At 46.0% G+C, this 24392-nt stretch carries 25 protein-coding genes and 1 pseudogene; 19 read left to right on the forward strand and 7 right to left on the reverse strand.

Annotated features, from left to right (window positions below; translation table 11 throughout):
- Positions 1-71 precede the first annotated feature (71 nt).
- From IQ263_RS16215 to IQ263_RS16225, 3 genes are all read left to right on the forward strand, one after another.
- Positions 72-692, forward strand: coding sequence for a cupin domain-containing protein (locus IQ263_RS16215; RefSeq protein ID WP_194068377.1), 621 nt, complete (start codon positions 72-74; stop codon positions 690-692).
- 144 nt (positions 693-836) lie between these two features.
- The gene (locus IQ263_RS16220) at positions 837-1307 is read left to right on the forward strand and encodes a DUF732 domain-containing protein (protein ID WP_194068379.1); all 471 of its coding nucleotides are present in this window, start codon (positions 837-839) and stop codon (positions 1305-1307) included.
- A gap of 74 nt (positions 1308-1381) precedes the next feature.
- Positions 1382-2191 (forward strand): hypothetical protein, encoded by an 810-nt coding sequence (locus tag IQ263_RS16225; RefSeq protein ID WP_194068381.1) that lies wholly within the window; start codon positions 1382-1384, stop codon positions 2189-2191.
- 270 nt (positions 2192-2461) lie between these two features.
- Here the strand turns inward: IQ263_RS16225 and IQ263_RS16230 are convergent, their stop codons facing one another.
- From IQ263_RS16230 to IQ263_RS16240, 3 genes and pseudogenes are all read right to left on the reverse strand, one after another.
- Positions 2462-3004, reverse strand: a complete 543-nt coding sequence (locus IQ263_RS16230) for an acireductone dioxygenase (protein ID WP_194068383.1) — start codon at positions 3002-3004, stop codon at positions 2462-2464.
- A gap of 229 nt (positions 3005-3233) precedes the next feature.
- Positions 3234-3488, reverse strand: coding sequence for a hypothetical protein (locus IQ263_RS16235; protein WP_194068385.1), 255 nt, complete (start codon positions 3486-3488; stop codon positions 3234-3236).
- Positions 3489-3516: 28 nt separating this feature from the next.
- A pseudogene (locus IQ263_RS16240) lies at positions 3517-3774 on the reverse strand (Na+ dependent nucleoside transporter N-terminal domain-containing protein); the annotation flags it as partial.
- Between the two features lie 137 nt (positions 3775-3911).
- Here IQ263_RS16240 and der point away from each other — a divergent pair.
- The 7 genes from der to proC all read left to right on the forward strand — a co-directional run bounded on the left by der (position 3912) and on the right by proC (position 10204).
- Positions 3912-5273, forward strand: coding sequence for a ribosome biogenesis GTPase Der (gene der, locus IQ263_RS16245; RefSeq protein WP_194068387.1), 1362 nt, complete (start codon positions 3912-3914; stop codon positions 5271-5273).
- A gap of 176 nt (positions 5274-5449) precedes the next feature.
- The gene (locus tag IQ263_RS16250; RefSeq protein ID WP_194068389.1) at positions 5450-6445 is read left to right on the forward strand and encodes an energy-coupling factor transporter transmembrane component T family protein; all 996 of its coding nucleotides are present in this window, start codon (positions 5450-5452) and stop codon (positions 6443-6445) included.
- A 305-nt stretch (positions 6446-6750) separates the two neighbouring features.
- Positions 6751-6921 (forward strand): hypothetical protein, encoded by a 171-nt coding sequence (locus IQ263_RS28590; RefSeq protein ID WP_228050101.1) that lies wholly within the window; start codon positions 6751-6753, stop codon positions 6919-6921.
- Between the two features lie 66 nt (positions 6922-6987).
- A complete protein-coding gene (gene pipX, locus IQ263_RS16260) occupies positions 6988-7257 on the forward strand; it encodes a transcriptional coactivator PipX (RefSeq protein WP_194068390.1) in 270 nt (89 codons plus the stop codon).
- 313 nt (positions 7258-7570) lie between these two features.
- On the forward strand, positions 7571-8248 hold the full coding sequence (locus IQ263_RS16265) for a YggS family pyridoxal phosphate-dependent enzyme (protein ID WP_194068392.1): 678 nt from the start codon (positions 7571-7573) through the stop codon (positions 8246-8248).
- An 80-nt stretch (positions 8249-8328) separates the two neighbouring features.
- Entirely contained in the window at positions 8329-8949 is a 621-nt protein-coding gene (locus IQ263_RS16270) for a cell division protein SepF (protein ID WP_194068394.1), read from the forward strand.
- Between the two features lie 409 nt (positions 8950-9358).
- Complete coding sequence (gene proC / locus IQ263_RS16275) at positions 9359-10204, forward strand: pyrroline-5-carboxylate reductase (RefSeq protein ID WP_194068396.1); 846 nt, start codon at positions 9359-9361, stop codon at positions 10202-10204.
- Between the two features lie 224 nt (positions 10205-10428).
- Here the strand turns inward: proC and plsY are convergent, their stop codons facing one another.
- The 4 genes from plsY to IQ263_RS16295 form a co-directional block, all read right to left on the reverse strand.
- A complete protein-coding gene (gene plsY / locus IQ263_RS16280) occupies positions 10429-11112 on the reverse strand; it encodes a glycerol-3-phosphate 1-O-acyltransferase PlsY (protein ID WP_194068398.1) in 684 nt (227 codons plus the stop codon).
- Between the two features lie 211 nt (positions 11113-11323).
- On the reverse strand, positions 11324-12664 hold the full coding sequence (locus tag IQ263_RS16285) for a DUF3086 domain-containing protein (RefSeq protein WP_194068400.1): 1341 nt from the start codon (positions 12662-12664) through the stop codon (positions 11324-11326).
- A gap of 59 nt (positions 12665-12723) precedes the next feature.
- Positions 12724-13116, reverse strand: a complete 393-nt coding sequence (locus IQ263_RS16290) for a DUF3119 family protein (protein ID WP_194011621.1) — start codon at positions 13114-13116, stop codon at positions 12724-12726.
- Positions 13117-13180: 64 nt separating this feature from the next.
- Positions 13181-13975 (reverse strand): MlaE family lipid ABC transporter permease subunit, encoded by a 795-nt coding sequence (locus IQ263_RS16295; protein ID WP_194011627.1) that lies wholly within the window; start codon positions 13973-13975, stop codon positions 13181-13183.
- Positions 13976-14160: 185 nt separating this feature from the next.
- On the opposite strand from IQ263_RS16295, the gene IQ263_RS16300 reads away from it, so the two are divergent.
- The 9 genes from IQ263_RS16300 to IQ263_RS16340 all read left to right on the forward strand — a co-directional run bounded on the left by IQ263_RS16300 (position 14161) and on the right by IQ263_RS16340 (position 24012).
- Positions 14161-14448 carry a hypothetical protein gene (locus tag IQ263_RS16300; RefSeq protein ID WP_194068401.1) on the forward strand — a complete coding sequence of 96 codons (288 nt, stop codon included), beginning with the start codon at positions 14161-14163 and terminating at the stop codon, positions 14446-14448.
- 84 nt (positions 14449-14532) lie between these two features.
- Positions 14533-14688, forward strand: coding sequence for a hypothetical protein (locus IQ263_RS16305; protein WP_194068403.1), 156 nt, complete (start codon positions 14533-14535; stop codon positions 14686-14688).
- A gap of 27 nt (positions 14689-14715) precedes the next feature.
- Positions 14716-15156, forward strand: a complete 441-nt coding sequence (locus IQ263_RS16310; protein ID WP_194068405.1) for an Hsp20/alpha crystallin family protein — start codon at positions 14716-14718, stop codon at positions 15154-15156.
- Positions 15157-15260: 104 nt separating this feature from the next.
- On the forward strand, positions 15261-15494 hold the full coding sequence (locus IQ263_RS28595; protein ID WP_228050102.1) for a hypothetical protein: 234 nt from the start codon (positions 15261-15263) through the stop codon (positions 15492-15494).
- A 130-nt stretch (positions 15495-15624) separates the two neighbouring features.
- A complete protein-coding gene (locus IQ263_RS16320; RefSeq protein WP_194068407.1) occupies positions 15625-15996 on the forward strand; it encodes a hypothetical protein in 372 nt (123 codons plus the stop codon).
- Positions 15997-16243: 247 nt separating this feature from the next.
- Entirely contained in the window at positions 16244-16645 is a 402-nt protein-coding gene (locus IQ263_RS16325) for a fasciclin domain-containing protein (RefSeq protein ID WP_194011615.1), read from the forward strand.
- A gap of 191 nt (positions 16646-16836) precedes the next feature.
- Complete coding sequence (locus IQ263_RS16330) at positions 16837-22020, forward strand: PAS domain-containing hybrid sensor histidine kinase/response regulator (RefSeq protein ID WP_339384868.1); 5184 nt, start codon at positions 16837-16839, stop codon at positions 22018-22020.
- A gap of 478 nt (positions 22021-22498) precedes the next feature.
- Positions 22499-22726, forward strand: a complete 228-nt coding sequence (locus tag IQ263_RS16335) for a hypothetical protein (RefSeq protein WP_194068409.1) — start codon at positions 22499-22501, stop codon at positions 22724-22726.
- A gap of 200 nt (positions 22727-22926) precedes the next feature.
- Positions 22927-24012, forward strand: a complete 1086-nt coding sequence (locus IQ263_RS16340; RefSeq protein WP_194068411.1) for an amino acid ABC transporter substrate-binding protein — start codon at positions 22927-22929, stop codon at positions 24010-24012.
- Positions 24013-24392: the final 380 nt, after the last annotated feature.

Here is a 24392-nt window from a genome sequence, read left to right on the forward strand (position 1 = left end):
CATCTCGAATTTTCGATATTTAGTGCGAAAAAAATACTCTAAAATCCCAAATCTAAAATCTAAAATCTAAAATGGAAATGATGCCGGATGAGGAGTTTAATATGCTTGCAGTTTTTCAAGTTCTCGATACGCTCGACGAGTCAGAAAGTCGCGCACTTGCAGAGAAATTGCAGAAATCGCCAGAACTGGAAAGCGAACGGGTGGCCTTGGAATCAGCAATTTCTGCGATCGCCTACACAGCCCCTCCAGTTCCCGTCGCCCCCGACCTAAAAAACCGCCTATTGCAGCGTATAGCCGAACTGCCGCCTACTCCGGCAGAATTAGTCAATTTACCGCCAATTGTTACCGAGAAAACTGAGAATAATACTCGCTCTTTAATTGTGCGATCGGGCGATGTCAAATGGAAACCTTATGGAGTTCCCGGAGTTTGGATCGGCAAGCTTTCTTTTGATAAGAAAAAGCGCGAAATCACCTGCTTGATGCGACTGGAACCGGGAGTAAGTTTTCCCCTGCACCGACACGCGGCATCGGAAGAAGTCTTTGTATTAGAAGGAGATTTAATTGTAGAAGGGGAAGTTTGTCATCAAGGCGATTACATTCGTTCGGTTCCCGGTTCCATACATTCGCCGCTCAGTGAAGGGGGATGTTTGCTGTTAATGAAAAGTTCCCTAAATAACGAAATGCTTGTTTGATATCGACAATTCGGTTTGTAGTAAGGAATGCGAGTCCGGGCGGTTTTGTGGACGGTCGTCCTCACTACAAACTGAATTTAGGTTTGTAGTAAGGAATGCGAGTCCTTAAGCTGTTTAAAATTCCAACTAAATAAGGTGAATGCTATGCTAAATTACTGGCGCTTAACTGCTGTGATGTGCGCCGTTATTATACAATTTATACCTAGCGACAAAAGCGCGATCGCCCAAGAACACGAAGGATGTTTTTTGGTTAACTCAGCGGGAGAAGTGATTAACTTAAATCTGTTGTGTTCGCCTGAAGAATCTATTCAACTTATAGGAAACGATGGGAAATTTATTGAAGACTACAAACGCTTAGCAAAAAGCTACTCTCCAGAAGCAACCGGCAATTTACTGCAAGCAATCCAAAGAACCCCCGGTAGAAAAATTGCCGCAGCTAAAAAAATGTGTGCGGATGCAAAATCGGGACTTTCTTTGGCGGAAGTTAAATTAAAGGCGATCGGACAATCTCTCAGCATCGAAAATCCAAATGTCAAAGAAAGTTTTCTGGCTGATGCCGATATTATTACCACTCTTGCAGCTAACCATTATTGCCCGGAATTAGCAAATAAATAAATTAGTTGAAAGACGGAATTTTCCCGATTGAGGATGCGATCGACAATGATAATTATTTGTGCAATTTAAAATAGATGAAACATTTAAAATCAAGTTCCGCCGACTTGCGGGATTTATTCAAAGACAGTATTACTGTTAAATACCTGGCGGAACCGCTAAAATCTGTCCCCGCTGACGAAGATGCAGCCAAATTGCGATCGTGGATGGAGGCCAGGGATTTTGACGTGCTGGGGATCGAAGAAAACGGCACTGTTTGCGGTTATATAGAACGATCGCACTTAATCACAGGTAAATGTAGCGACTACCAGCAAATTTTTCACCCCTGTGAATTAATCGCCGCCGCGACTCCGCTGATGGAATTGTTGCCGCTACTGCGAGAAAAACCGAGATTGTTTGTATTGGAAAGCAACCGCATCAACGGGATTGTCACCTGTGGCGATTTGCAAAAAGCACCGGTGCGGATGTTGCTGTTTGGGTTGGTGACGCTGCTAGAAATGAATTTATTGCGGATTGTGCGGATCTATTTTCCCCAAGATTCGTGGCAAAATTCGCTTAAGGGCGATCGTATTTTAGCGGCCAAACATCTTTGGGGATTAGGGCGATCGCGAAATGAAGCAATTGACTTAATCGATTACCTGCAATTCTGCGACAAGCGAGATTTAATCCTGACGAATGCCGAAATAATCGATCGGCTGGGGCTCAAATCCAAGCGTTACGGAGAGCGTTTTTTAAAGTCAGCAGAAGCATTGAGAAACAAATTAGCTCACGCCCAAGATTTAATCAACGGTTCTTCTTGGCCGGAAGTAATTTTGCTCGCTCAGGAAATAGAAGCGTTATTACAGCGCTGCGAAGAAATTGAAATCACCACAACCACTAAATTATAGCCTTTTTCAAAAAGGTTAAAAGTTAGTCGATTTGAAATTTGAGATTGATGGCTCCATCGATACCTCATATCAATTCCGGTTGCACTCCTCATGATGTTAACTGTTAACTGTTAACTGTTAACTGTTAATTTACTATTCCGATACTAACGGATTTGATATCATCTTTCGCTCTAACTGCTGCAGACAGCATTTAATCCTTAATTTCTTAGTCCCTCTCTGCTCGGACATAGTTTGTATAGCAGCGATTTCAATCGCCGTCAGATATCTGATTTAATTTCTAATTTTGAGTTTCCTGTTAGTATACTGAGGAACCCAACCTTGAGCAGTGGTGTAATACTGCACGGCTTTCAAGTAAAGCAACGGAGTTAAATAAAACCAATGTTCGGTATTGGGTGGCACTTTTATGTATTCTTCAGCTTGTAACATTAATTGTACCTGAGAGCCGTTAGGATACACAAATCCAAAAACACATTCGCCAGCTAACACATGAAGAACTTCTGCATCTGCGTGGGTGTGAGTGCGATCGCTTTGAGTCATGAGTGGGTAAATTTGCGGCGAACCGGGATGCAGCACTTTTAAGTCGCACCACTGACATCCGCTTGTACGCTTTAACTGTTCAAACTTGTTGTTAAATGCTGAGAGAATCTGCTGTTTTTCTGTGAGGCTGAGAATGTCTTGGATGAGAATTTCTTGAACCGCAGGATTTTTTTTCGTTAGCAGGCGATCGACCTCAATATTTAAAATAGCCAGTTGGCTGGCGATCGCGCAAATATCGCTGTATGTCGTACCGTCTTCTAGTTGCAGAACAGCCATCGTACACCACCTATTTATTTGACTTTGAGAAGAATTTAGTTTCCAGTTTCTATATACTGTTGTGACAAACTAAACTCCTGCTTATTTTCAATAATAGCCGATCGCTCAAATTAGATATTGTGCTTCCCTAACCTTCAAAGTGATATCATATTTTAACTATCAAGCCTTAAATTTTAACTTTTATTTAAGAACCTGGCGAGTAGAGTCCGCCCCAATCATCTGACAAAACTCAAAAATTTAACAGCAGCATTCCCGCAATGGAAGCAGTCATAAAACAAGCCACAGAACCAGCAATCATCGCCCTCATATCAATTCCGGTTGCACTCCTGGTGATGTTAACAGTCAACATTGAATTTACTATGTTGATGAAGAGAGGATTGGAGATCGGGCCCAACCGAGCAAAATCGCCCTGATGCGATAGTGCGATCGCACCAATCCCCCAAATTTGAATCCCGATGAAACCAATATTAGAAAAACTGCACAAAGCATAAATCGGAATAATTGCCGATCGTTCAGAAATCGTTTATGGTGATAAACGAAGAGAAAACAATGAGAGTCGGCAACACTGCAAAAGCGATAAAACGCTCCATCAATTTTTCTCCATATAAAAACTTTTCTCCGCTATATAAAAAAATTAGAAACTGGGTAACTAAATCTCCTAAAAATTTAAATAGCGCCAAACCACGAGCAGTTTTGAGAATCAAAATTGTCCAAATTAGCTGCCAAGCAATTCCCCAAAATACGGGAAGCCACTTAACAGCGCGCCGAGAAACTGAAAACGCCTAGGACAAAGCGACAAAAACCGCTAACCCCAAGAGAGAAATAAGTCTGTCCATTTCAGTCAGATTCCCTTATAATCAGAGACTAAAGCTCAAAATTACGGCGCAGCATAATTGCTGCTACATTTATGCCTCTACCTATAGTTGCTATTATTGGACGCCCCAATGTAGGCAAATCGACGATCGTCAACCGTTTAGCCAACAGCCAAGACGCAATCGTCCACGACGAACCGGGAATCACGCGCGATCGCACCTACAGACCAGCATACTGGGGCGATCGCGAATATCAAATCGTAGACACAGGCGGGCTAGTATTCGACGACGAAACCGAATTTCTGCCATTAATCCGGGAACAAGCACTGGCGGCCCTTGCAGAAGCCAGCGCAGCCATTTTCGTAGTAGACGGAAAAACCGGACTCACAGGCGGCGACGAATCCATCGCATCTTGGCTGCGCCTGCAAAAAGTCCCCATCATTCTAGCCGTCAACAAGTGCGAATCGGAAAATACCGGACTCACACAAGCAGCAGACTTTTGGACATTGGGACTGGGAGAACCTTTCCCAATTTCCGGGATTCACGGTAACGGCACCGGCGAATTGCTAGACGAACTAATGACTCACCTTCCCACAGAAATAGAGCCAGAAGTAGATGAAATTAAAGTAGCAATTATCGGTCGTCCCAACGTCGGAAAATCGAGCTTGCTAAACGCATTTCTCGGAGAAAACCGCGCCATAGTCAGCCCAATTTCCGGCACAACCCGCGACGCGATCGACACCATAGTACAACGCAACGGTCAAACCTACCGCCTGATCGACACCGCCGGAATTCGCAAAAAGAAAAACGTCGAATACGGTGCAGAATTCTTCGGCATCAACCGCGCCTTCAAAGCCATCCGCCGCGCCGACGTTATACTGCTAGTAATTGACGCAATTGATGGCGTTACGGATCAAGACCAAAAATTAGCCGATCGCATCAGCCAAGAAGGTCGAGCCTGCATCATGGTCATCAACAAATGGGATGCCATAGAAAAGGACAACGACACCATCTACGAGTACGAAAAAGAAGTAAGAAGCAGACTTTATTTCCTCGACTGGGCAGAAATGATTTTCGTCAGCGCCATGAGCGGACAGCGAGTTGAAAAAATCATTGAATTAGTAGACAAAGCCTCCGACGAACACAAGCGTCGCGTCCCAACCGCCGTGATTAACGAAGTCATAGAAGAAGCCACAAGCTGGCACTCAGCGCCAGTTACCCGCCAAGGAAAACAAGGTAAAATCTATTACGGAACCCAAGTGCGATCGCAGCCACCAACAATTGCATTGTTTGTCAACGATCCCAAACGGTTCACCGAAAACTACCGCCGTTACATGGAAAGCCAATTCCGCAAACACCTAGGCTTTACCGGCACACCAATGCGGCTGCTATGGAGAGGCAAAAAAGTTCGAGCCACCGAAGTCAGCACAACAAACAGAGCACTCCGAGTCAAGTAATTTGAGAATTTAGATTAAAAAAAACGCAGTTTAATGATATAATTAAGTTGCGTTTTTTTATGTTTTTCTCCTTCTTTTCTCCTCCTTCTTTTCTCCTCCTTCGCGTCCTTCGCGTCTTCGCGGTTCAATCAATTCATATTCTTAAAAATCTAAAATCTAAAATCTAAAATCGCAACATGGATTTACTTCGATCGCTCCCGATAGGACTTTACCTAGAACAACCCGTAACCTGGCTGCACCGCGTAGACTCCCGCGTCAAACTAGCCTGGTTGATGACATTCCTGATCGCGCCCATACTCGCCAACCCCGCTTGGAGGTTGATGCTAGTAGCAATGTTAATCGTACTGACACTAACCGCAGCCATTCCCCTGCGCGTGTGGAAACAGCAAATGGGACTGCTGCTGCTATTCTGCCTTTTAGTATTTTGCCTCAGCGCGATCGCCCCCGATGCACTCCCCTCAGAACACCAGCCCCGCATCCCCGCCGACGAATTAACCTTTTCCCAACAGCCCGCAACCCTTCCACCCCCTCCAGAGCCGAAAGCCTGGTACAAACCTTTTGATTTAGGCTCAAACTCCCCAACCCAAAATTCCAAATCTCAACCGCAAACGAAACTCCCCCAACCCACAAACTACCGTTACGTTTTATTTAAAGGCGGCCCGATAACAATCACACGCAAATCCATAGATTTAGCTATCAACGTCAGCACCTTATTTTTCACAGTAATTTACAGCACCAACCTCTATCTACTCACCACAGCCAGCGAAGAAATCACCTGCGCCATTGAAAATTTAATGAGCCCGCTGCGCCGCTTGCACTGGCCTGTCACCGAAATAGCGCTAACATTAACATTATCTTTGCGCTTCATTCCCCTAGTATTGGAAGAAATACAAAATTTAGTGCGATCGGTCAGCACCAGAGCCATAAACTGGAAAAAACTCGGATTTCGCCGCGCCGCTCAAGTTTGGCTGCTCATCGCCGAGCGACTGTTAGAAAACTTGCTGTTGCGAGCCGAACAAATAGCCAGCGCCATGACTGTTCGAGGCTTCACCAGCCCCGATCGACACCGTGTAGAATGGCATCAGTTGCACTTCAAAATCCGAGACTGGATCGCCCTCGGTTGCTTGATCCTTCTCTGGAGCGCCCGCTTGGTTTGGGGTTGGGACAGTTAGGATTTTAGATTTTAGATTCTTCGACTTCGCGAGAGAACAAGTTTTAGATTTTAGATTTGGGGATTGATTGATTGATTGATTTGGGATTGAGTGATTGAGTGATTGATTGATCGGTAGTTGACACCACATTAGACCGGTTTGGCGATCGCGCTTCCTCGAAAAAGTTTACACGCCCGCCGAACGCAGGGATTGCGGGCAATAAAATTCTCAACACAGCAGCATTAAAGGTAAAATGAATCGAGTTTCCTGCAACCAGCTAGCTGCTGGGCCGCCAAGGACGCTGTTATCAAAGCTCTAGGCACCGGATGGGGGGAATACGATATGCAGATGTGGAAGTTCGGCGGGACGATCGCGATGCTCCAAACGTGCAACTGCACGGAACAGCAGCAGCACGAGCCTCAGCCACGACGGAGACTACTGCACCGCATGGCGCGATCGCCCTTTGTACCCCGCCAGAAAACAACCCCCTCCCGTGATTCGCCAGCGAAACTTAAATCTAAAATCTAAATCTTTAAACTAAAATCGATCGACTGTGAGCATAAATGACTACAGAAACCTACCTGAACCATCCAAACTTCGGCCTCCTCTTCAGGGTATCCCAGGTTGAAGACAGCCAAGAATTATTCACCACACTATACGCCCAACGCCTATTCTTCTTAGTGACAAACGGCCCAGGCGGCCTGAGATTTGAACCCATCAGCCGCTCCGACGCTCGCCTGATGGTAGAAATTCGCCTGCGAGCCCTCCGCCGCAACGGGCAATACAAAGATTACGACCAATTGCAAGCCATTCACCAGCGTACATTTCAATAGCGAAAATCTGTCATTGGTCATTGGTCATTAGTCATTGGTAATTGGGAATTTCGTAATTGGGAATTCCTCGTTACCAGGCTCTGCCTGGTAATGCAGATCCCGAGGCTCTGCCTCTCTTTACCTCGCCGCCTCTGGAAACACAGAAGTGTAGCAGATGTTGAAATTAAGTAACCGGGCATCATTAATTACAAAAAGACTCTTGACGCTGATTCGGCCCTGGGGCGATATGCAAGTGTAATTAATTCAGCACGCCCTACTGATTAAATTTTCGTTCCTAACTTTCCTTCCCTCCACTTCCGAGCATTGAGCAACTATGAGCATTACCTCTCGAATTAACAGCATTCGCCAACACTTGCCCGAATCAGTGCGGTTAATTGCCGTTACCAAACAGGTATCGACTGATGCTATCCGCGAAGCATACGGCGCGGGCATCCGAGATTTTGGGGAGAGCAAGGTTCAAGAGACTGTCGAAAAACAAAACCAACTGCAAGATTTGCCCGACATCAACTGGCACCTCATCGGGCACTTGCAAGCCAACAAAGCAGCCAAAGCCCTAGAGCATTTCCAGTGGATTCATTCTGTGGATAACTTAAAATTGGCAGCTAGGCTCGATCGCATAGCGGGCGAACAGTCCTGCTCTCAGGAAGTCTGCCTGCAAGTCAAAATGTTGCCAGATCCCGACAAATACGGCTGGACAGTCCCAGAACTGCTTGCCGACCTCCCAGAACTGAATAAATGTCAGAATCTCAAAATTCAAGGTTTGATGACAATACCTCCGCTAGGATTAGATGAGGCGCAAATCCTAGAATTGTTTAACAGCACCCGCGAACTTGCTAATAAAATCCAGCAGCAAAATTTGCCCCACATCCAAATGCAGCAGCTCTCGATGGGGATGTCGGGAGATTATCATTTGGCAATTCAAGCAGGTGCTACTATGATACGGCTAGGAACAAGCTTGTTTGGCTCTAGAAGAGAGGACAACTTGGGTTAAAAATAGAGTAGTTAGCGACCCGCGGCTAACCCGCAACGCGAGTATAGTCGGGGCAGTACAGTCGTGAAGGAGCTTAAAGAGTGAGCATTTTTTCTAAGCTACGAGATTTTGTAGGCTTCAACAATGAAAGTGAATACGATTACGAATACGACGAAGCGGATGGAGATCGTTTTCAAACCGTCTACCAACCGCCCGAACCAAACGCCGCTGCAGCCGCTGCAGCAGAAGAAGAACGCCGCCAAAATCGCAGAATGCGGGAGCGGTCAGTAGTAGGATCGACAGGTACGGATGTTGTTGCACCAACCGGGGGAGTAGGGTCAGTAATGAATAACGTGATTGGAATGCCTGGAGCTATGAACGGGATTTCGGAAGTAGTAGTAATGGAGCCGCGCACTTTTGAAGAGATGCCGGCAGCAATTCGAGCGCTGAAAGAGCGCAAGTCTGTGGTTTTGAACCTGACTGTGATGGATCCAGACCAAGCGCAAAGAGCTGTAGACTTTGTGGCGGGCGGTACTTACGCCCTTGACGGTCATCAAGAGCGAATTGGCGAAAGCATTTTCTTGTTTACGCCTAGCTGCGTGCAGGTGAGAACTCAGTCTGGTGTGGTTCACGAAGTGCCCCCAGCCCAAGGACGCCCCCGCCCTGCTGCTGCTCCTGCACCGACTGTCTGGCCGGCAGAACAAGCTCCAATGGCTCAGTAGTCATTAGTCCTTAGTCAGTAGTCAGTAGTCAGTAGTCAGTAGTCCTTAGTCCGTAGTCAGTAGTCCTTAGTCCGTAGTTAACAACTAATAGCTGTGGAATCAAGACTGCGGATTAATAACCTTAGCTAACAACTAAGTAGCCAATGACTAATGATTACTGACTAACAACTAACAAATAACAACTAATATCGTTTCCGGTTGCACCGTCAGGTGTTTTAACCGCAGAGAACACAGAGGACACAGAGGGAGAGAATAGAGATTAGAGTAATTTCGATTCTACCGGATTTGATATAACAACTAACAACTAACAAATAACAACTAGCAACTAACAAATAACAACTAACAAATAACAACTAACAAATAACAACTAACAAATAACAACTAACAAATAACAAATAACAACTAACTAATGACTAAGATTAAATTTGGTACGATCGGCGGCGGGGTAATGGGAGAAGCTCTCCTGTCGCGCCTCATAGCACAAAAAGTTTATTTACCCTCAGAAATATTGGTCAGCGATCCGCAACCCCAACGGCGCGAATTTTTGACGGAAACCTACGGAATCGCTACAACAGCAAGCAATCTAGAAGTTGCTACCGCTACAGAAGTGCTGTTTTTGGCGATTAAACCGCAAATGTTTGATACGGTAGCTTTGGAGTTGGCGGTGGTGGCCGATCGCCAACAAGCAAATAATGGAGAAACGGCTAATTCCCAGCCCGAAGCGTTGATAGTATCGATTTTAGCAGGAGTCCCGCTCAGCAAGCTAGAACCGGCGTTTCCGGGGCGGGGAGTGCTGCGGGTGATGCCGAATACTCCGGCGACGGTGGGGGCGGGAATGAGCGCGATCGCCCCTGGCAAACTCGTGCAACCAACGGATTTAGAATTGGTAAAACGCATCTTTGGCGCTGTGGGAGAAGTCGTGGAAGTTCCCGAAAGTATGCTGGATGCGGTGACTGGGCTTTCCGGTTCCGGCCCTGGTTATGTGGCAATTTTTATCGAAGCCTTGACAGATGGCGGAGTTTGTGCTGGACTGCCACGGGCGATCGCCTCTCAATTAGCAATCCAAACTGTATTCGGTACAGCGAAGCTATTACAAGAAACAGGAATGCACCCCGCCGAATTAAAAGATCGAGTGACAAGTCCCGGCGGCACAACTATTGCCGGAATTGCTAAATTAGAAAGTAATGGCTTTCGATCTGCTACGATAGAAGCAGTCAAAGCAGCTTATTTGCGTTCTCAAGAATTAGGGAAATAGGTGTTATATCAAATCCGTTCGATTGACCGCAATCACTAAGTAAGTCGGTGGGGAAAAACACAACTGTGTTAAGAAAGATAAATGAGGCTCAAACCCCAATCCCTCCTGCATTCTGTCTCCTGACTCCTGCCTCATCCCAACTACAAATATTTACGCCTTTCTACTTAAAGTCCGCACTAAGAACGAAGGGTTTTTGTTATGGTCATCAACCGGACATGATATGATTATCGATCGCTAGCTGCAGTTTCCAATTTCTCTCCAATCCTCGGTTCAGTACCGTTCAACAAGCGCTGAATATTGCTGCGGTGCCGCACAATCACAAATACGCCGCCCGCAATTGCAAACAATACATAAGCCAGCGGTTGATGTAAAGCAAACATCAATCCAGCAACGCTAATTGCTCCGATAATCGAGCTTAAAGAAACAATTCGGGACACTGCAAAAACAATTCCAAAAATCCCTAAAGTTCCTAAACCAACTGGCCAATACAAACCCAGCAAAACTCCCAAACTCGTAGCCACAGATTTACCGCCGGTAAACCCCAGCCAGATAGACTTGCTGTGGCCCAAAACAGCAAACAAGCCTGTTAAAGTTGCCATCCAAGGGATGACAGTGGCAGTATTTTCTACACCTGCGCCGATCGCTAGCTGACTGGTAAAATCTAGAGAGTAAATGTAGCGGGTTAGGACAATCGCGCTTACGCCCTTCAACACATCAACCAGCAACACCGCCAACCCCGGCCCCTTCCCCAAAGTCCTGAGTACATTAGTCGCGCCAGTCGAACCAGAACCCACCTCTCGAATATCAATTCCCAGCATCCATTTACCCAGGGTGTACCCAGTCGGAATGGAACCCAGCAGATAAGCTGCTATTAAAAGTGCGCCATTTAAAACTATCCAGCTAGTCATGTTTTAATTTAATCTTCGTGTATTTTTACAATTTGCCATAGCAAATGTGTTTTTTTACCTTCATAAATAGAGGGCGGATTTTGCCTCGATCGAGTTGCTTGTTTCATAGATTCTGAACTCAACCCGCCCCTACCGGGAATGGTGTGTTTTTTGCTTGTCCAATCAGCAATTACCGATTACCATTACCCGTTTATAATTACTAATTACCCATTCAAAAATCCTTAGGAACCATCAAACTTTGCGGATCGGGAGCAAAGGCCAGCCACAGCGGAAATTGCAGCATTGACAAACTAATTAAATCCTCAGTTTCATCGATCGCAATTAGCGGCAAATTGCCATCTTTCACCAGTCGATCGGCTTTTTGAGCCAAAGCCTCGGGAGACTCAAACATAATAATGCCGCGTTCCGGGCCAAAATCGCTGCGAGTAATCCCCAAACAGTCCTGCAAACCCCTGCGCCACTCTCCCAAACGTTCGGGAGTGTTGGCGAGCACCAAAGTCCGCACCCGTGCGCCGTAGACGCTTCTGAGGACAGAAACAATCGCCGAAGTAATCAAGATATTTTGCAAGCGCGAACCCATAGTTCGCAAAGCGCCCCTTCCTCCTTGGGTGAAAAACCAATTAGAGACTCGTTCCGCGTGGATGGGCTCAAAGGTGCGGCGGAGTTGCCAAGCTGGGCCGTAGTAGTCCGGGAGGGTGCGATATTGGTCGAGGATGCGGCGAATTTGTTTGGTTTGTTCTTGAAATCCTGGTTCGGCAAATCTCAGATTTACTGGTGCTGAGGATTCAGATTCGTCCGCATACATTTGCTTGGGCGTTTCTTGGATTGGCGGTGTCAAATCTAAGAGTTCCGCAGTGGCGGCCAAATCCTGCAAACTTCCGACTAGATAATCTTTGAAACCCTGGACTCGGATTGCTAAGTCTTGGGAAACGCCTGCAAAAGTTGTCCGCATTTCCTTTTGAATTCGATCGCGCCGGCGTTCGAGTTTTTCTATTTCGATTTGTAGGGTTTGTTTGCGCTTGTCTAATTGAATCAAGCCGTCTTGTACCAAACGCCCCATCGATGATTGAGCCTCGCTCAACGCTTCTAATGCTTTGGCTTTGTCGGCTTCCAGCGCCGCAATTTTTTCTGTCAAATTTTGTTCTTGCTGGAGCAATTTTTGAACTCGATCTGCCACATTTTCGGTAACATTTTCTGAAATTTCTGTCACCGTTGCGGCGGTTGCTGTTGGCTGGGAGTCTGTTTCTGGCTCGATTTGATCGATCCTCTTCGAGGGCTTCGCTAACGCGCTTTCAAAAGAGCGATCGTCTGTTTCTGGCTGAATTTGGTCGATCGCGCTTGCTGCGTCCGCTTCATCGGCGATTTCGGCCTCTTCCTCGGCCCAGGGGTCTGTTTCTGGCGGGAATTGGGCGGCAGGTTTGTTAAGAGCGATCGACTTGGACGGTATCTGAGATGGAAGTTGGTACTCCGTCTCATGCACAGATAAGTTTAGTTCGCCGTCAGCGGCTGCTGTTTCTTGAGGTTTTTGGGTTGGAGATTCGTCTGAATTCATGGGAAATTTTGTTCGGCCGAGGGTACGGAAAAGCTAAATATTTTAAATTAACAACTTTTTTAGTCTTGACGGGGACAGCGCTGTTCTAAGCAGGTCTGTAGCATTTTACGATCGAACAGAACCGGCAGAAAGTGAATGCTGTTAATTTCTTTGAAATAGAACAAAATCGGCAGCGCAGGCCAAAATATCCGCCAATTTTGCCACTCTCTGTAAGGAAAGCGGCGGATTAAGTTTTGCGATCGATAAATGTCCAAATCCGTTGCGGTGAATTGCAGCCGGATGGTGGCGGCTTGGTACATCAGAAACAAGCCGAACAGCGAAAGTGGCAAACTCGCCCACTTCTGCACGAACAGCAGCGGTACGGCGGCCAGTACCAGCACTAGGGGAATCGCAAAACTCGGGGCGAGCTCGATCGTATTTGTGGGCGCGGTCGCAGAGGCGGTTGTATTCACGGGTTTAAATCAAAGGTACATAAACGAATGTTGCCAATTATTCATATTTTATCTGTTTCCTAGCTTACAAGCCTTTGAGTACGCTAGAACCCGTCCCCTGAAACATGATCCAAGTCATCAAAAAGTTAACCACAAAAATCGCCAGCAAAGCCGTCACCACCGCTGTAGTAGTCGATTGTCCCACACCTTTTGCGCCGCCGGTGGTGGTCAAACCCCAGCTAGTACCGATTACAGCAATCAAAGCACCGAACACAAAAGCCTTAATTGCTGCGCTGCAAATATCCCACAGACTCAGGAAATGGCGGACAGATTCTAAAAACACTGTTTGAGAGATGCCGTACATTGTCGTTGCAATCAGCAGCCCGCCGATGATGCCGGTGACTAGGGACAATATTGTCAGAATTGGCAGCATTAAGCAGCAAGCAATGACGCGGGGAATTACTAAGTAGTCGATCGGGTCTGTTTTGAGCATCAGCAGGGCATCTATCTGCTCTGTGACTTGCATTGTGCCGATTTCCGCCGCAAAAGCCGAACCTACTCGTCCCGTCACGATTACCGCCGTTAAAACGGGGCCGAGTTCGCGAGTCAAAGACAAAGCCAAAACGCCGCCGACGACATTGCCGGCACCGAGGTTAATAAACTCCCTCGCTACCTGAATAGTAAATACCATGCCGACAAAACCAGCAGTCAGCAAAGCAATCAGTAGCGATTCCGGGCCAACTGCTGCCATTTGGTCGAGGGTGTTGCGGCGGTTAATTTTGCGCGTCAGCAGGTGCAGCATGACTTGGCCGCCCAATAAAATTGCTGCGAACAACCGCTTACTCCACAAACTGAGGCTCGACTGTGTAGTTGTGCTCAAGGGATTTTGACTGTAGAACAACTGCCAAAAATGAAATCTATCTACAAATCTTAAACAAGTTTCTTCTCTAAGATTTAAGATTTTTGACAGAATTGGCTGCGGAGGGCGATCGCTGCCTATCGTAGAAAAAGACAAGTTTTGTTTACTTGCACCTTTCGGCAGTTTAGCTGAATTTACTGACTCTTATGAGCATATTTCCTAATTTTCTTCGCTCTTTACTGCTGACGGGCCTGCTGAGCTTTGTCGCTCCCTTATTGTCGATCGGCGCGGGATTGACTGGCTGTGCGCTGATTAGCCTCGTCCCTGGCTTCCAAGGGCTCGGTCGTTCTGGAGAAAACATGATTTTACAGTTCTTAGCTACTTTCGGCAGTGGCTCTCCTCTGCAGGGTGTTTTGGCGATCGGTCTAGCTTTTGGTTTGGTTGGTGCTTTGTTTGATACCTACGCTTCTTATCAGCATTCGCGGTGGGATTGACCGACTTGAGAAAAAGCAGACTTTAAATTTGAGATTTAAGGATGGAACTTATCGATGCAATCTCAAATTTAACATTGTTTAGCTGTGGCTCCCTCGGATACCTGCGCCTGTAATGATTTAGCAGTACGATCGCCAATGTTCGGAAATGCGATCGCCCTTTTTGCGGAAAACCGAATATCGCTGTTGCGGAAGCTGGAATATATTAAATACAGGTTGAGTCAAGTGTTTCTCAACCTCTAACAACGTAAGAGATTCGAGGTATCAATTATGGCACTTATTCGTTGGGAACCTTTGCGAGAAATGGACTCCTTGCAGCGAGAAATGAATCGGTTGTTTGATAGCTTGACACCAGCGACCGATCGCGCATCTAACGGTGTGGCTTTCGTCCCCCCCGCCGAACTCAATGACACTCCCGAAGCCATCCACCTTAAGTTAGAAATCCCAGGCATGGAAGCTCAGGATTTGGACGTACAAGTAACCGCAGAAGCGGTGGCTATTAGTGGCGAACGGCGATCGGAAATCAAGAGCGAAGATAAAGGCATAACCCGTTCAGAGTTCCGCTACGGTTCCTTCCGCCGGGTGATTCCCCTACCCGCACGAGTTCAAAATGACAGCGTACAAGCTGAGTACAAAAACGGGGTTTTGAACTTGACTTTACCAAAGGCGGAAGCAGAAAAGAACCGCGTGGTTAAAGTTCAACTTGGCTAATCAAGAATAGTAGGCTAGTTGCTGATAGGGCGTGCGGTGCGCGCCCTATTTGCTTTGACGCTGCGCGGTTCCCATTCTCCAACCGTGCTAAACTCAAATCAGCAATGGTTGGTGGGGAGACTGGCGTGCCGAGTCAGGGAGTTGGAGGATATGGAACTGCATCGGAATTTGGAGACTTAACCGGAATGACTCGCCAAGAAGTCGATGACTTTTTGCGCGGACTGGGTGCAGAAATCCGAACTACTAAAGGTGGTTATCTTGAATACGAATTTGCCGATCGTTCGCGAGTCCATATTCGTATTGATGGTGAAGTTATACGCACCCCTGCTCCTAGATAAGGTTCAGATGGCAGAAGAATAAACAAAGGTTTGCGTCTTGACAAAGACGGCAGTTCGATCAAAACACGCGATGAATTTGGCAACCCAATTCTGGGTACACACAATACTGGAGAAAAAGTGAGGAATTAGTATGCCGGATGACTACAACTTACTTAATTTAGGTGGACTGACATCCCTCGTAACCAATGTCAATGTCTCTTTGTGGGGAAATGAAATTTTATTTCAATGTATTTACGATCCTACAGGAGACCGCTTGCCTTATACCATAGTATTTCATGACTGCCGAGATGTCAGTTGGGAAGTGTTCCATCCTGAAGATGTACAAGATCCTGAAGCTGATTTAATTGGCATTCATTTGGGTGAAGACGAGCACCGTCAAGCAGCTTTAATTCATACAGACATTTTTGCAATTTCTATTTTGTATGGCAGCTTCAGTATTCACAAAGGAGAGGATTTAAATTTAGAAATAACAGATTTAGAAACAAAGGTTTTGGTGTCATAACCGCCAGTATTCTTGTAGAGACTTTAAATTGCCTCGCGACTAAGTTACACATTAGTTAATAATATGATACCTATAAAATAACCATTGTGAGGTTCGATCGTTCGGACTTGTGTCCGCCAAATAAAAGAGGAGATAAATCCCAGCACCTCAACGAATTACCAATTTTTTAGTAAAGACAGTAGGTATTCTTGCCCGCATCAGTTTACGATACTTAATAGAACTTTTTTGCCAAACGAGGTAGAACAAAATGCCTGATATTGTTGATATTGCCGTAGGTGCGGGTTCCTTCCAAACCCTGGTAACAGCGGTGCAAGTAGCTAATTTAGTAGATGCACTCAAAAGTCCGGGGCCTTTCACCGTCTTTGCACCCACTGACGATGCTTTTGCGAAATTGCCACCGGGAACTATCACTACGCTAGTGCAGAATGTCCCCCAACTGAGCAGAATTTTGATGTTTCACGTCGTCTCCGGCAAGTTTATGAAGGCTGATTTGGCAAAACTCGGTTTTGTTACTTCTTTAGAAGGTTCGCCGATTAAAATTGATTGTTCTGACGGTTTTGAAGTGAAAAACGCTACTGTTGTCGCGGCAGATATCGAAGCTGACAATGGTGTCATCCACGTTATTGATAACGTGATTTTGATGGGATAATTTCACTTTTCAAATTCGCTGCGGGAGCGAAGCAGGTGTCTTGCACTGCAGCTTCGCTCCCGATCGCACTTTTATTTTGTGACGAATGAAGGTAATTTAAATCTAAAAAAGTTGTCTTTTCGCCGGATATATTTTAAAATTATTGTTTAAAAAAGTTTGAAAATCAATAATTATAATATAAGGAAACCTGTGTGGTGATCACTATGCAAATCCTAGCCGCCAGCCTCAAAGAAAAAGTCCGCCAGCGTACTTTTGAACTGCAAGTTCTCAACGAACTTACCGTGAAAGTAAAACTTGCCACAGTTGCTGAGGAAATTTTGTCTGCGTGTATCGAACATATCGGGCGTCTGATTCCTGCGGAGACGATCCTCTTCGTTGGCGCAGCCCCCGTAGGGGCGGGCTTTCCTTCGGATCGCTTCGCTAACGCTAACGAACTTTTGACGCTACCGGACGATCGACTATACCTCCAACCACTGTCAAACCCTTTAACTGCTCGCACCAAAGCCAAAATTAAAGCACGATTGCAAGCAGCCCGCGTTGAATGGCTCGCTGGAAATCGGGACTGGGCGTACAACATCGCTTTGCCACCAATTGCTCAGTTTAAGTCTGTCTTGATGGCACCAGCTAACGAAGATGAAAGTCAAGAATTGTTGGGAGTATTTTTTATCGGTGCAGAGCAGGCAACTGCTTTTAATATCGAACACCTTTGTTTGCTCCAAACTGTCGCTGAAATTTGTGCAACATCTTTGATTAATTTAGCAGCTAAAAAGCCGAATGTCAAGGAAAAAGATCGAGATAATTTTGCCGTCGGTGAGGAAACTAAAGAATTTGTATTGCGGGCTTTGGCGGACTGTGCGCCGGACATAGTTTTTGCCAAAGATCGAAATTTTAAATACATTTTTGTAAATCAAAGTTTGGCGAAATATTTAGGCAAAAATGTCGAGGAAATTATCGGGAAAGATGACATTGAATTAGGATTTTCAGCAGCAGCCGTATTTGGCGATCGCCAAGGCTTTGTTAGGGGCATTCGCGAGGAAGATCGAGCTGTACTCGCCGGGGAGATGGTTCGCAATCCCTACCAGGCGATCGTCTTTGGAGGCGACAGACAGCACTTTTTTGACGCGCAAAAACTGCCGCTGCGCGATGCGGAGGGCAATATATTTGGGGTTTTGGGTATTTATAGGGAAATTTTAGAACACTCCGCAGCAGAGGAAGCCAGAAATCAAAGCCAAGCCAAACTGCAAAAAATTACTGCTAGCGTACCTGGTACGGTATATCAAGTTGACTTGCATCCAGACGGCTCGATGACCTTCTCGTTTGTGAGCGCGGGCTGTCGAGAATTGTATGAAATAGAACCAGAGGCGGCTCAGCAGGATATTCATGTAATTGTTGACATGATTCATCCCGAAGATCGAGATGATTTTGTCAACTCGGTGCAGATTTCTGCTGAAAGTTTGCAGCCTTGGCGGTGGGAAGGCAGAATTGTTACTCCGTCAGGAAAACTGAAATGGATGCAAGGAGCTTCTCAACCGCAAATGCAAGCATCGGGGGAGATAGTTTACTACGGCTTGTTCACGGATATTAGCGATCGCAAACGAGCGGAATTAAAACTGCAACTTTATCAAGAAATATTTTTAAAGTCTAACGATGCGATCGCCATTTTAGACCCCCAAGGCTATTATTTAGAAACAAATCAAGCTCACACGGCTTTGCTGGGTTACAGTTCATCGAAATTGTGGGGAAAAACCCCTGCGATTCACATGGGAGAACCGGCTTTTGCGTCGCTGCTGCAAAGCTTAGCCGAAACAGGGAGTTATCGAGGCGAAATAACCTGTGTTAAGGCTTTACAAGCCGGAATCTTTGAGGCGGAACTTTCGGCTTTTGCGGTTCTCAATGATGCTGGGGATGTGGTTTGTTACGTCAGCGTCAAAAGAGATATCACCGAACGCAAGCGAGCTGAGGACAAACTTAAACTTTATCGAGAAATATTTTTAAACTCCAACGATGCGATCGTAATTATCGATGCTGATGGGTTTTTTCTGGAACAAAATCGCGCTCACCAATCGCTGCTAGAATACACAGACGCAGAATTAGAAGCAGAAGCGCCGCCGCTGGTGGCGGAGGAGCGCTTTTCGACAATTACCAAAAATTTAGCGAAAACAGGAACTTTTCGGGGCGAAATTACTAACTCTACTAAAAAAGGGCGCACGCTGGCGATCGACGTAGCAGCATACTCTGTGATGAACAACAGCGCCGATATAATTTGTCACGTCTGCGTCAAGCGCGACATTACCGAACGCAAAAAAGAAGAAGAAGAACGGCAAAAATTTGTGTCGTTGATTGAAAATAGCAGCGATTTTATCGGTATGGCTACTCTCGAAGGCCACACGCTGTTTGTCAACGAAGCCGGACGCAAAATGGTTGGTGTAGATCGGCTTTCGGAAATGCTTTATACGGAGATATGGGATTATATAGGTAACACTTTTAAACAAGAATTTACTCAAGAGATTTTGCCAAAAATGCTCGGTGACGGTCAGTGGCAAGGTGAAGGTCAAATGCAGAACTTCCACAGCCAAAAACGCATAGATGTGGTGATAAATGCTTTTCTGGTAAAGCATCCTCAAAGAAGCGAACCGCTGTGCTTTGCTGTGGTAATTCGCGATGTGACTGAACGCAAGCAGGCTGAGAGAATGCTGCGGGAACAAGCAGAACAAGAACGGCTCGTTTCGGCGATCGCCCAGCGAGTCCGGCAGTCTCTCAATCTCACTCAAACTCTGAGCACAGCCGTAGAAGAAGTGCGGCATTTGCTAGGGACTGACCGCACGGTAATTTATCGTTTTGAGTCGGAGAAAACAGCGATTGTGGTTGTGGAATCTGTGGGCGAGGATTGGATGCCGCTGCTAGACAGAAAGCTGGAAGAAGCCTCTTTTGAGGAAAGTTATGTATCGGTGTACCGCGCTGGTAAAATTCAAGCTATTGAAGATGTTTATACGGCAAGCTTGAGCGACATCCACCTAAATTTTTTGGTGAGTTTGCAGGTAAGGGCTAATTTAGTTGTCCCAATTTTTATCGGCGATGAAAATCAAGAGTCGATCGCCGAAAATTGGTCGAAAACTCCCGGAACAGAATCGCACATCGCGATTTGGGAAACCAGTCAAAATCGGTTGTGGGGATTGCTGGTTGCTCACCAGTGCGGTGGCCCGCGCGCTTGGACTGATTCTGAGGTGGATTTGCTGGGAAGGTTGAGCGTGCAGTTGGCGATCGCCATTCAGCAATCTACTTTGTTTGAACAAGCGCAGCAGGCCCGAGAAGCAGCCCTAGAAGCCTCTAGAATGAAGTCGCTATTTTTAGCAAATATGAGTCACGAAATCCGCACTCCGATGAATGGAGTGATGGGAATGACTGATTTGCTGCTGAAAACAAATCTCACTCCCGAACAGCTAGACTTTGTGCAGACGCTGAAACTCAGCAGCCAAAATTTGCTATCAATCATTAATGATATTCTCGATCTCTCCAAACTGGAAGCCGGAGAAATGCGTTTGGAAACCATCGAATTTGACCTCAGTATCTGTTTGGATGAAGTGCTGGATTTGTTGGCAACTCCCGCACAAGAAAAAGGTATAGAATTGGTGGCGCTGATTGACAGCGACGTGCCGCAGCAAATTAGAGGCGACGCAGCGAGGTTGCGGCAAATTCTCACTAACTTAATCAACAATGCGATTAAGTTTACCGAAGTAGGAGAAGTAGTAATTGAGGTTTCTACTGGCAGACCTCCGGGGTTGGTGGCAGCCAGTGCCGCCCGCAAAAAATTAGAGAATATGCAGCCGTTAAAACTCGGAAGCGATCCCTCGCTGTTGCTGCTGTTTAAAATCACAGATACAGGAATTGGCATAACGACAGAAGACCAAATAAAGCTGTTTCAATCTTTTACTCAAGTTGATGCTTCTACGACGAGAAAATACGGTGGCACAGGTTTAGGCTTGGCTATTTCTAAGCAGTTGGTGGAGTTGCTAGGGGGTCAAATAGGCGTGGAAAGCACCCTTGGTCAAGGCTCAACTTTTTGGTTTACTGTGCCGGCTGTTAAGGAAAATTTGACTGCTGCGAGGACAGCGTGCGACGTGAATTTGCAAACGGTGTTGGCGGGACGAAAAATGTTAGTTGCTAGCGATAAGCCGACCTTGCGAAAAGTGCTGCTGAAAATGGCTGTTTTGTGGGGAATGGAAGTTGACGAGGTTGAGAACGGTTGGATGGCGATCGCCTCTCTGTACAAAGCTGTCAGCATTAATTCTCCTTACGCTATTGTTTTGGTGGATATTCAGTTACCGGAAATGGTGGCGGGAAGTCTGGAACGTTTGATGATTGCTGAGCAATCTATGCAGCAAACACATTGGGTGGTGTTGACTTCTATTACTCAGATATCGGAGGCGAAACGTTTAGTAGATATCGGTTTTAGCGGCTATTTAACTAAACCTGTGAAAGCTCATCGGCTGTTTGATTGTTTGGTGAATGCGATCGCCCCTAGTGTTGAAATCGATCTGTCGCTGGCAAATCCCACCAATAATCAAGCCTCAGTTATTGACAATCGGGAGTTAGCCAGCTTGAAGATTTTGTTAGTTGAAGATACTCCGATCAATCAAAAAGTTGGCTTGAATCAACTCAAACTTTTGGGATGCGCTGCGGATGTGGCGAATAACGGTGCTGAGGCGCTATCGATGCTGACCCTCAAAAAGTATGACATTGTGTTGATGGACTGTCAGATGCCGGTTTTGGACGGTTACGAAGCGACGCGGGAATTGCGCCGTCTGGAAGCGACAGGCGCTGCTGGTTTGGGGGAGTTGGAGCTTCATACGGTGGTGATTGCGATGACGGCGAATGCTTTGAAGGGCGATCGGGAAAAGTGTCTGGCGGCGGGGATGGACGATTATATTAGCAAACCTATTTCGATCGAAAAGTTAAAATCTGTACTAGAAAATTGGTCGGTAAAGTTAAAAATTGAAACTCCCAAGTTTCAGGGCGAGGAACTCCAAAACTCTGCAGCGGATCTAGAATCTGTAGTCGATATAGCGCGCTTGCACGAAATTGCTGGCGCTGATTTAGATTTTGAGCGGGAAATTTTGCAAGCTTTTGTGGTGGATACTGGCAGTTATTTAGAAGAAGCTAAGGGGGCGATTTCTTCGGGAGATGTGCAGGCGCTGGCCCGCCACGCGCATCAAATTAAAGGTGTCAGCGCTACGGCGGCGGTGCGGCGAATGCCGGATTTGGCTGCTGAGCTTCAAACTCTGGCCGAATCCAACGATTTGGAGGGGGCTACAAAAATCATCGCTGAATTAGAAATAATTCTGGCGGGGGTTGAAAAGTGGACTGCTGGTCAGTGATAGGTTCTACAGTATTTGTAGGGGGGCCTGGGCCTAAAAAATCATGATAGTTTGGCTACAAAAGAAGTGTTGGGTTTTTTGCACGGGCGATAGTTTGCAAGGTGCGGATCTATGAGATTATGAATATGTTTAGGGATTTTCGCTAGGCGACGCACCCTAGGACTTGATTGATTTTATGCAGAAGTGGTCCGATCGCCCGATCGCAAATACCTCCTATTAGTCTCTGCCATCGATAGCCTGTAAAGATTTTTAACTTTTTATCAAGATATTTATTTCTATGTGACGAGATTAGGAACTCTTATAACATCTTGTGTGTTGTAGCTTTTGACACTACTAAATTGAGTTATTGTGGTGAAATATAAAATAATCATTAAGCCGATCGCTCAAAAGGTACTTTTCGTATATCGGCTTGAAAGACTAAGATCAGATTTTCGCCCGCCCAACCCATTAACTGCGTATTTACGCTTGAGGAGGTTTTATGACTCCAATCATGTTACGTCAACTCTGGTCGTTAATTGAGACCACCCAAGCCACTCTGTTAGTCAATTTAGACGATGACACCCTGGTACAGTGGCTGCTGAAGCAGTTGAAGGCAAATTCTGCGCTCAATGGCAATGAAACAGATGTGTTGAACGAGTACATCGAGTCTCGGCTGTCGCTAATTCGCGATTTAGCTGAGGAGCGTTTGACCCCCGATCGGTTCTGAGCCGATTAAATCAAAATTGGATAAATATTGTAGAGAAGGGCGATCGCCCGCAGCCGGCTAAAAAAGATCGGCTGGTTTGCGTGGAGTTGTCGCGGTTGACAACAGCTAATTTGAAGCAGCCCGATGTTGTAAATGGGCGATCGGCAAAGTTATCGACAGCTACAAGGTAGGATCGTCAGGAAAGCGTTCTACTAAAATCTATGCGTAAATGGGGATTTCTGTTGCTAGCAAGCGTGTTATTAGTCGCACCGCTAGCATCTTGTCGGGATCGATCGGCACAAACCGGACAAAATACAGCAACAAATTCTGGTGAAGGCAAATCGCAACAAGGTTCCAGCCGGATAGATACTATTGTCAGCCGCGGCAAACTCATTTGCGGCGTCAGTGGCGAACTACCGGGTTTTAGCTTTGTAGACGAAAAAGGTAAATATTCGGGACTCGATGTAGATGTGTGCAGGGCGGTGGCGGCCGCAATATTTGACGATCCCGAAAAAGTCGAATACCGAAAGCTCAACGCCAAAGATAGATTTACAGTTTTGCAATCTGGCGAAATCGACCTTCTCAGCCGAAATACCACCTTTACGGCCAGCCGCGACAGCACTACGGGACTGGAATTTGCGCCAATTGTCTTTTATGACTCTCAAAGCATCATGGTCAAAAAAGACAGCGGCATCAAAAGTTTAAAAGATTTTGCAGGCAAATCTATCTGCGTGCAGACAGGTACGAGCAACGAACAAAATTTGTCCGACCAAATGCGAAAATTAGGAGTCAAATACACTCCTGTCGTATTTGAAGATGTGAATGCTACCTTTGCTACCTATCAAGAAGGTCGCTGTCAAGGTGTTACTTCCGATAGATCGCAACTTCTTTCTAAGCGCACAACTCTACCGAATTCCCAGAACAATGTGATTTTGCCGGTAGTGATGTCAAAAGAACCCTTAGCCCCAGCGGTAAAAAGCGGCGATGCGAAATGGGCGGATGCGGTGAGATGGATTATTTTTGCGACGATTGAAGCTGAAGATTTGGGAATTAATTCAGCAAATGTAGATAAAATTGCAGCAAGCAGTACCGATCCAAACGTCAAACGTTTGCTAGGAAAAGAAGGAGACTTAGGTAAAGGTTTCGGACTCTCGAACGATTTCGCTCTCCGCATTGTTAAAAAAGTGGGGAATTACGGGGAAATATACGATCGCAACCTCGGCCCGAAAAGTACACTTAAGTTAGACCGGGGTCAAAACAAACTCTGGAAAGATGGCGGTTTGCTTTACTCGCCGCCCTTCCGTTAATTTTTCTTAGTCAGTAGTCAGTAGTCATTAGTCATTAGTCAGTAGTCATTAGTCAGTAGTCATTAGTCATCAGTCAGTAGTCATCAGTTATTAGTCAGTAGTCATCAGTCATCAGTCATCAGTTATTAGTCAGTTTTTGTTGTAAGCTGTTGAGTATCTAAATTGTATTTTTGGGCGGTCATACACCCTCCCCACCAGAAAAATCTCATCCAACTTGACTCTAAAATTTAGATCCGCCTAGGCTTACTAACTGATGACTGATGACTGATGACCAATAACCAATAACCAATAACCAATAACCAATAACCAATAACCAATAACCAATAACCAATAACCAATAACCAATAACCAATAACCAATAACCAATAACCAATAAACAA

Source organism: Tychonema sp. LEGE 06208, assembly GCF_015207505.1.
GTDB lineage: Bacteria > Cyanobacteriota > Cyanobacteriia > Cyanobacteriales > Microcoleaceae > Microcoleus.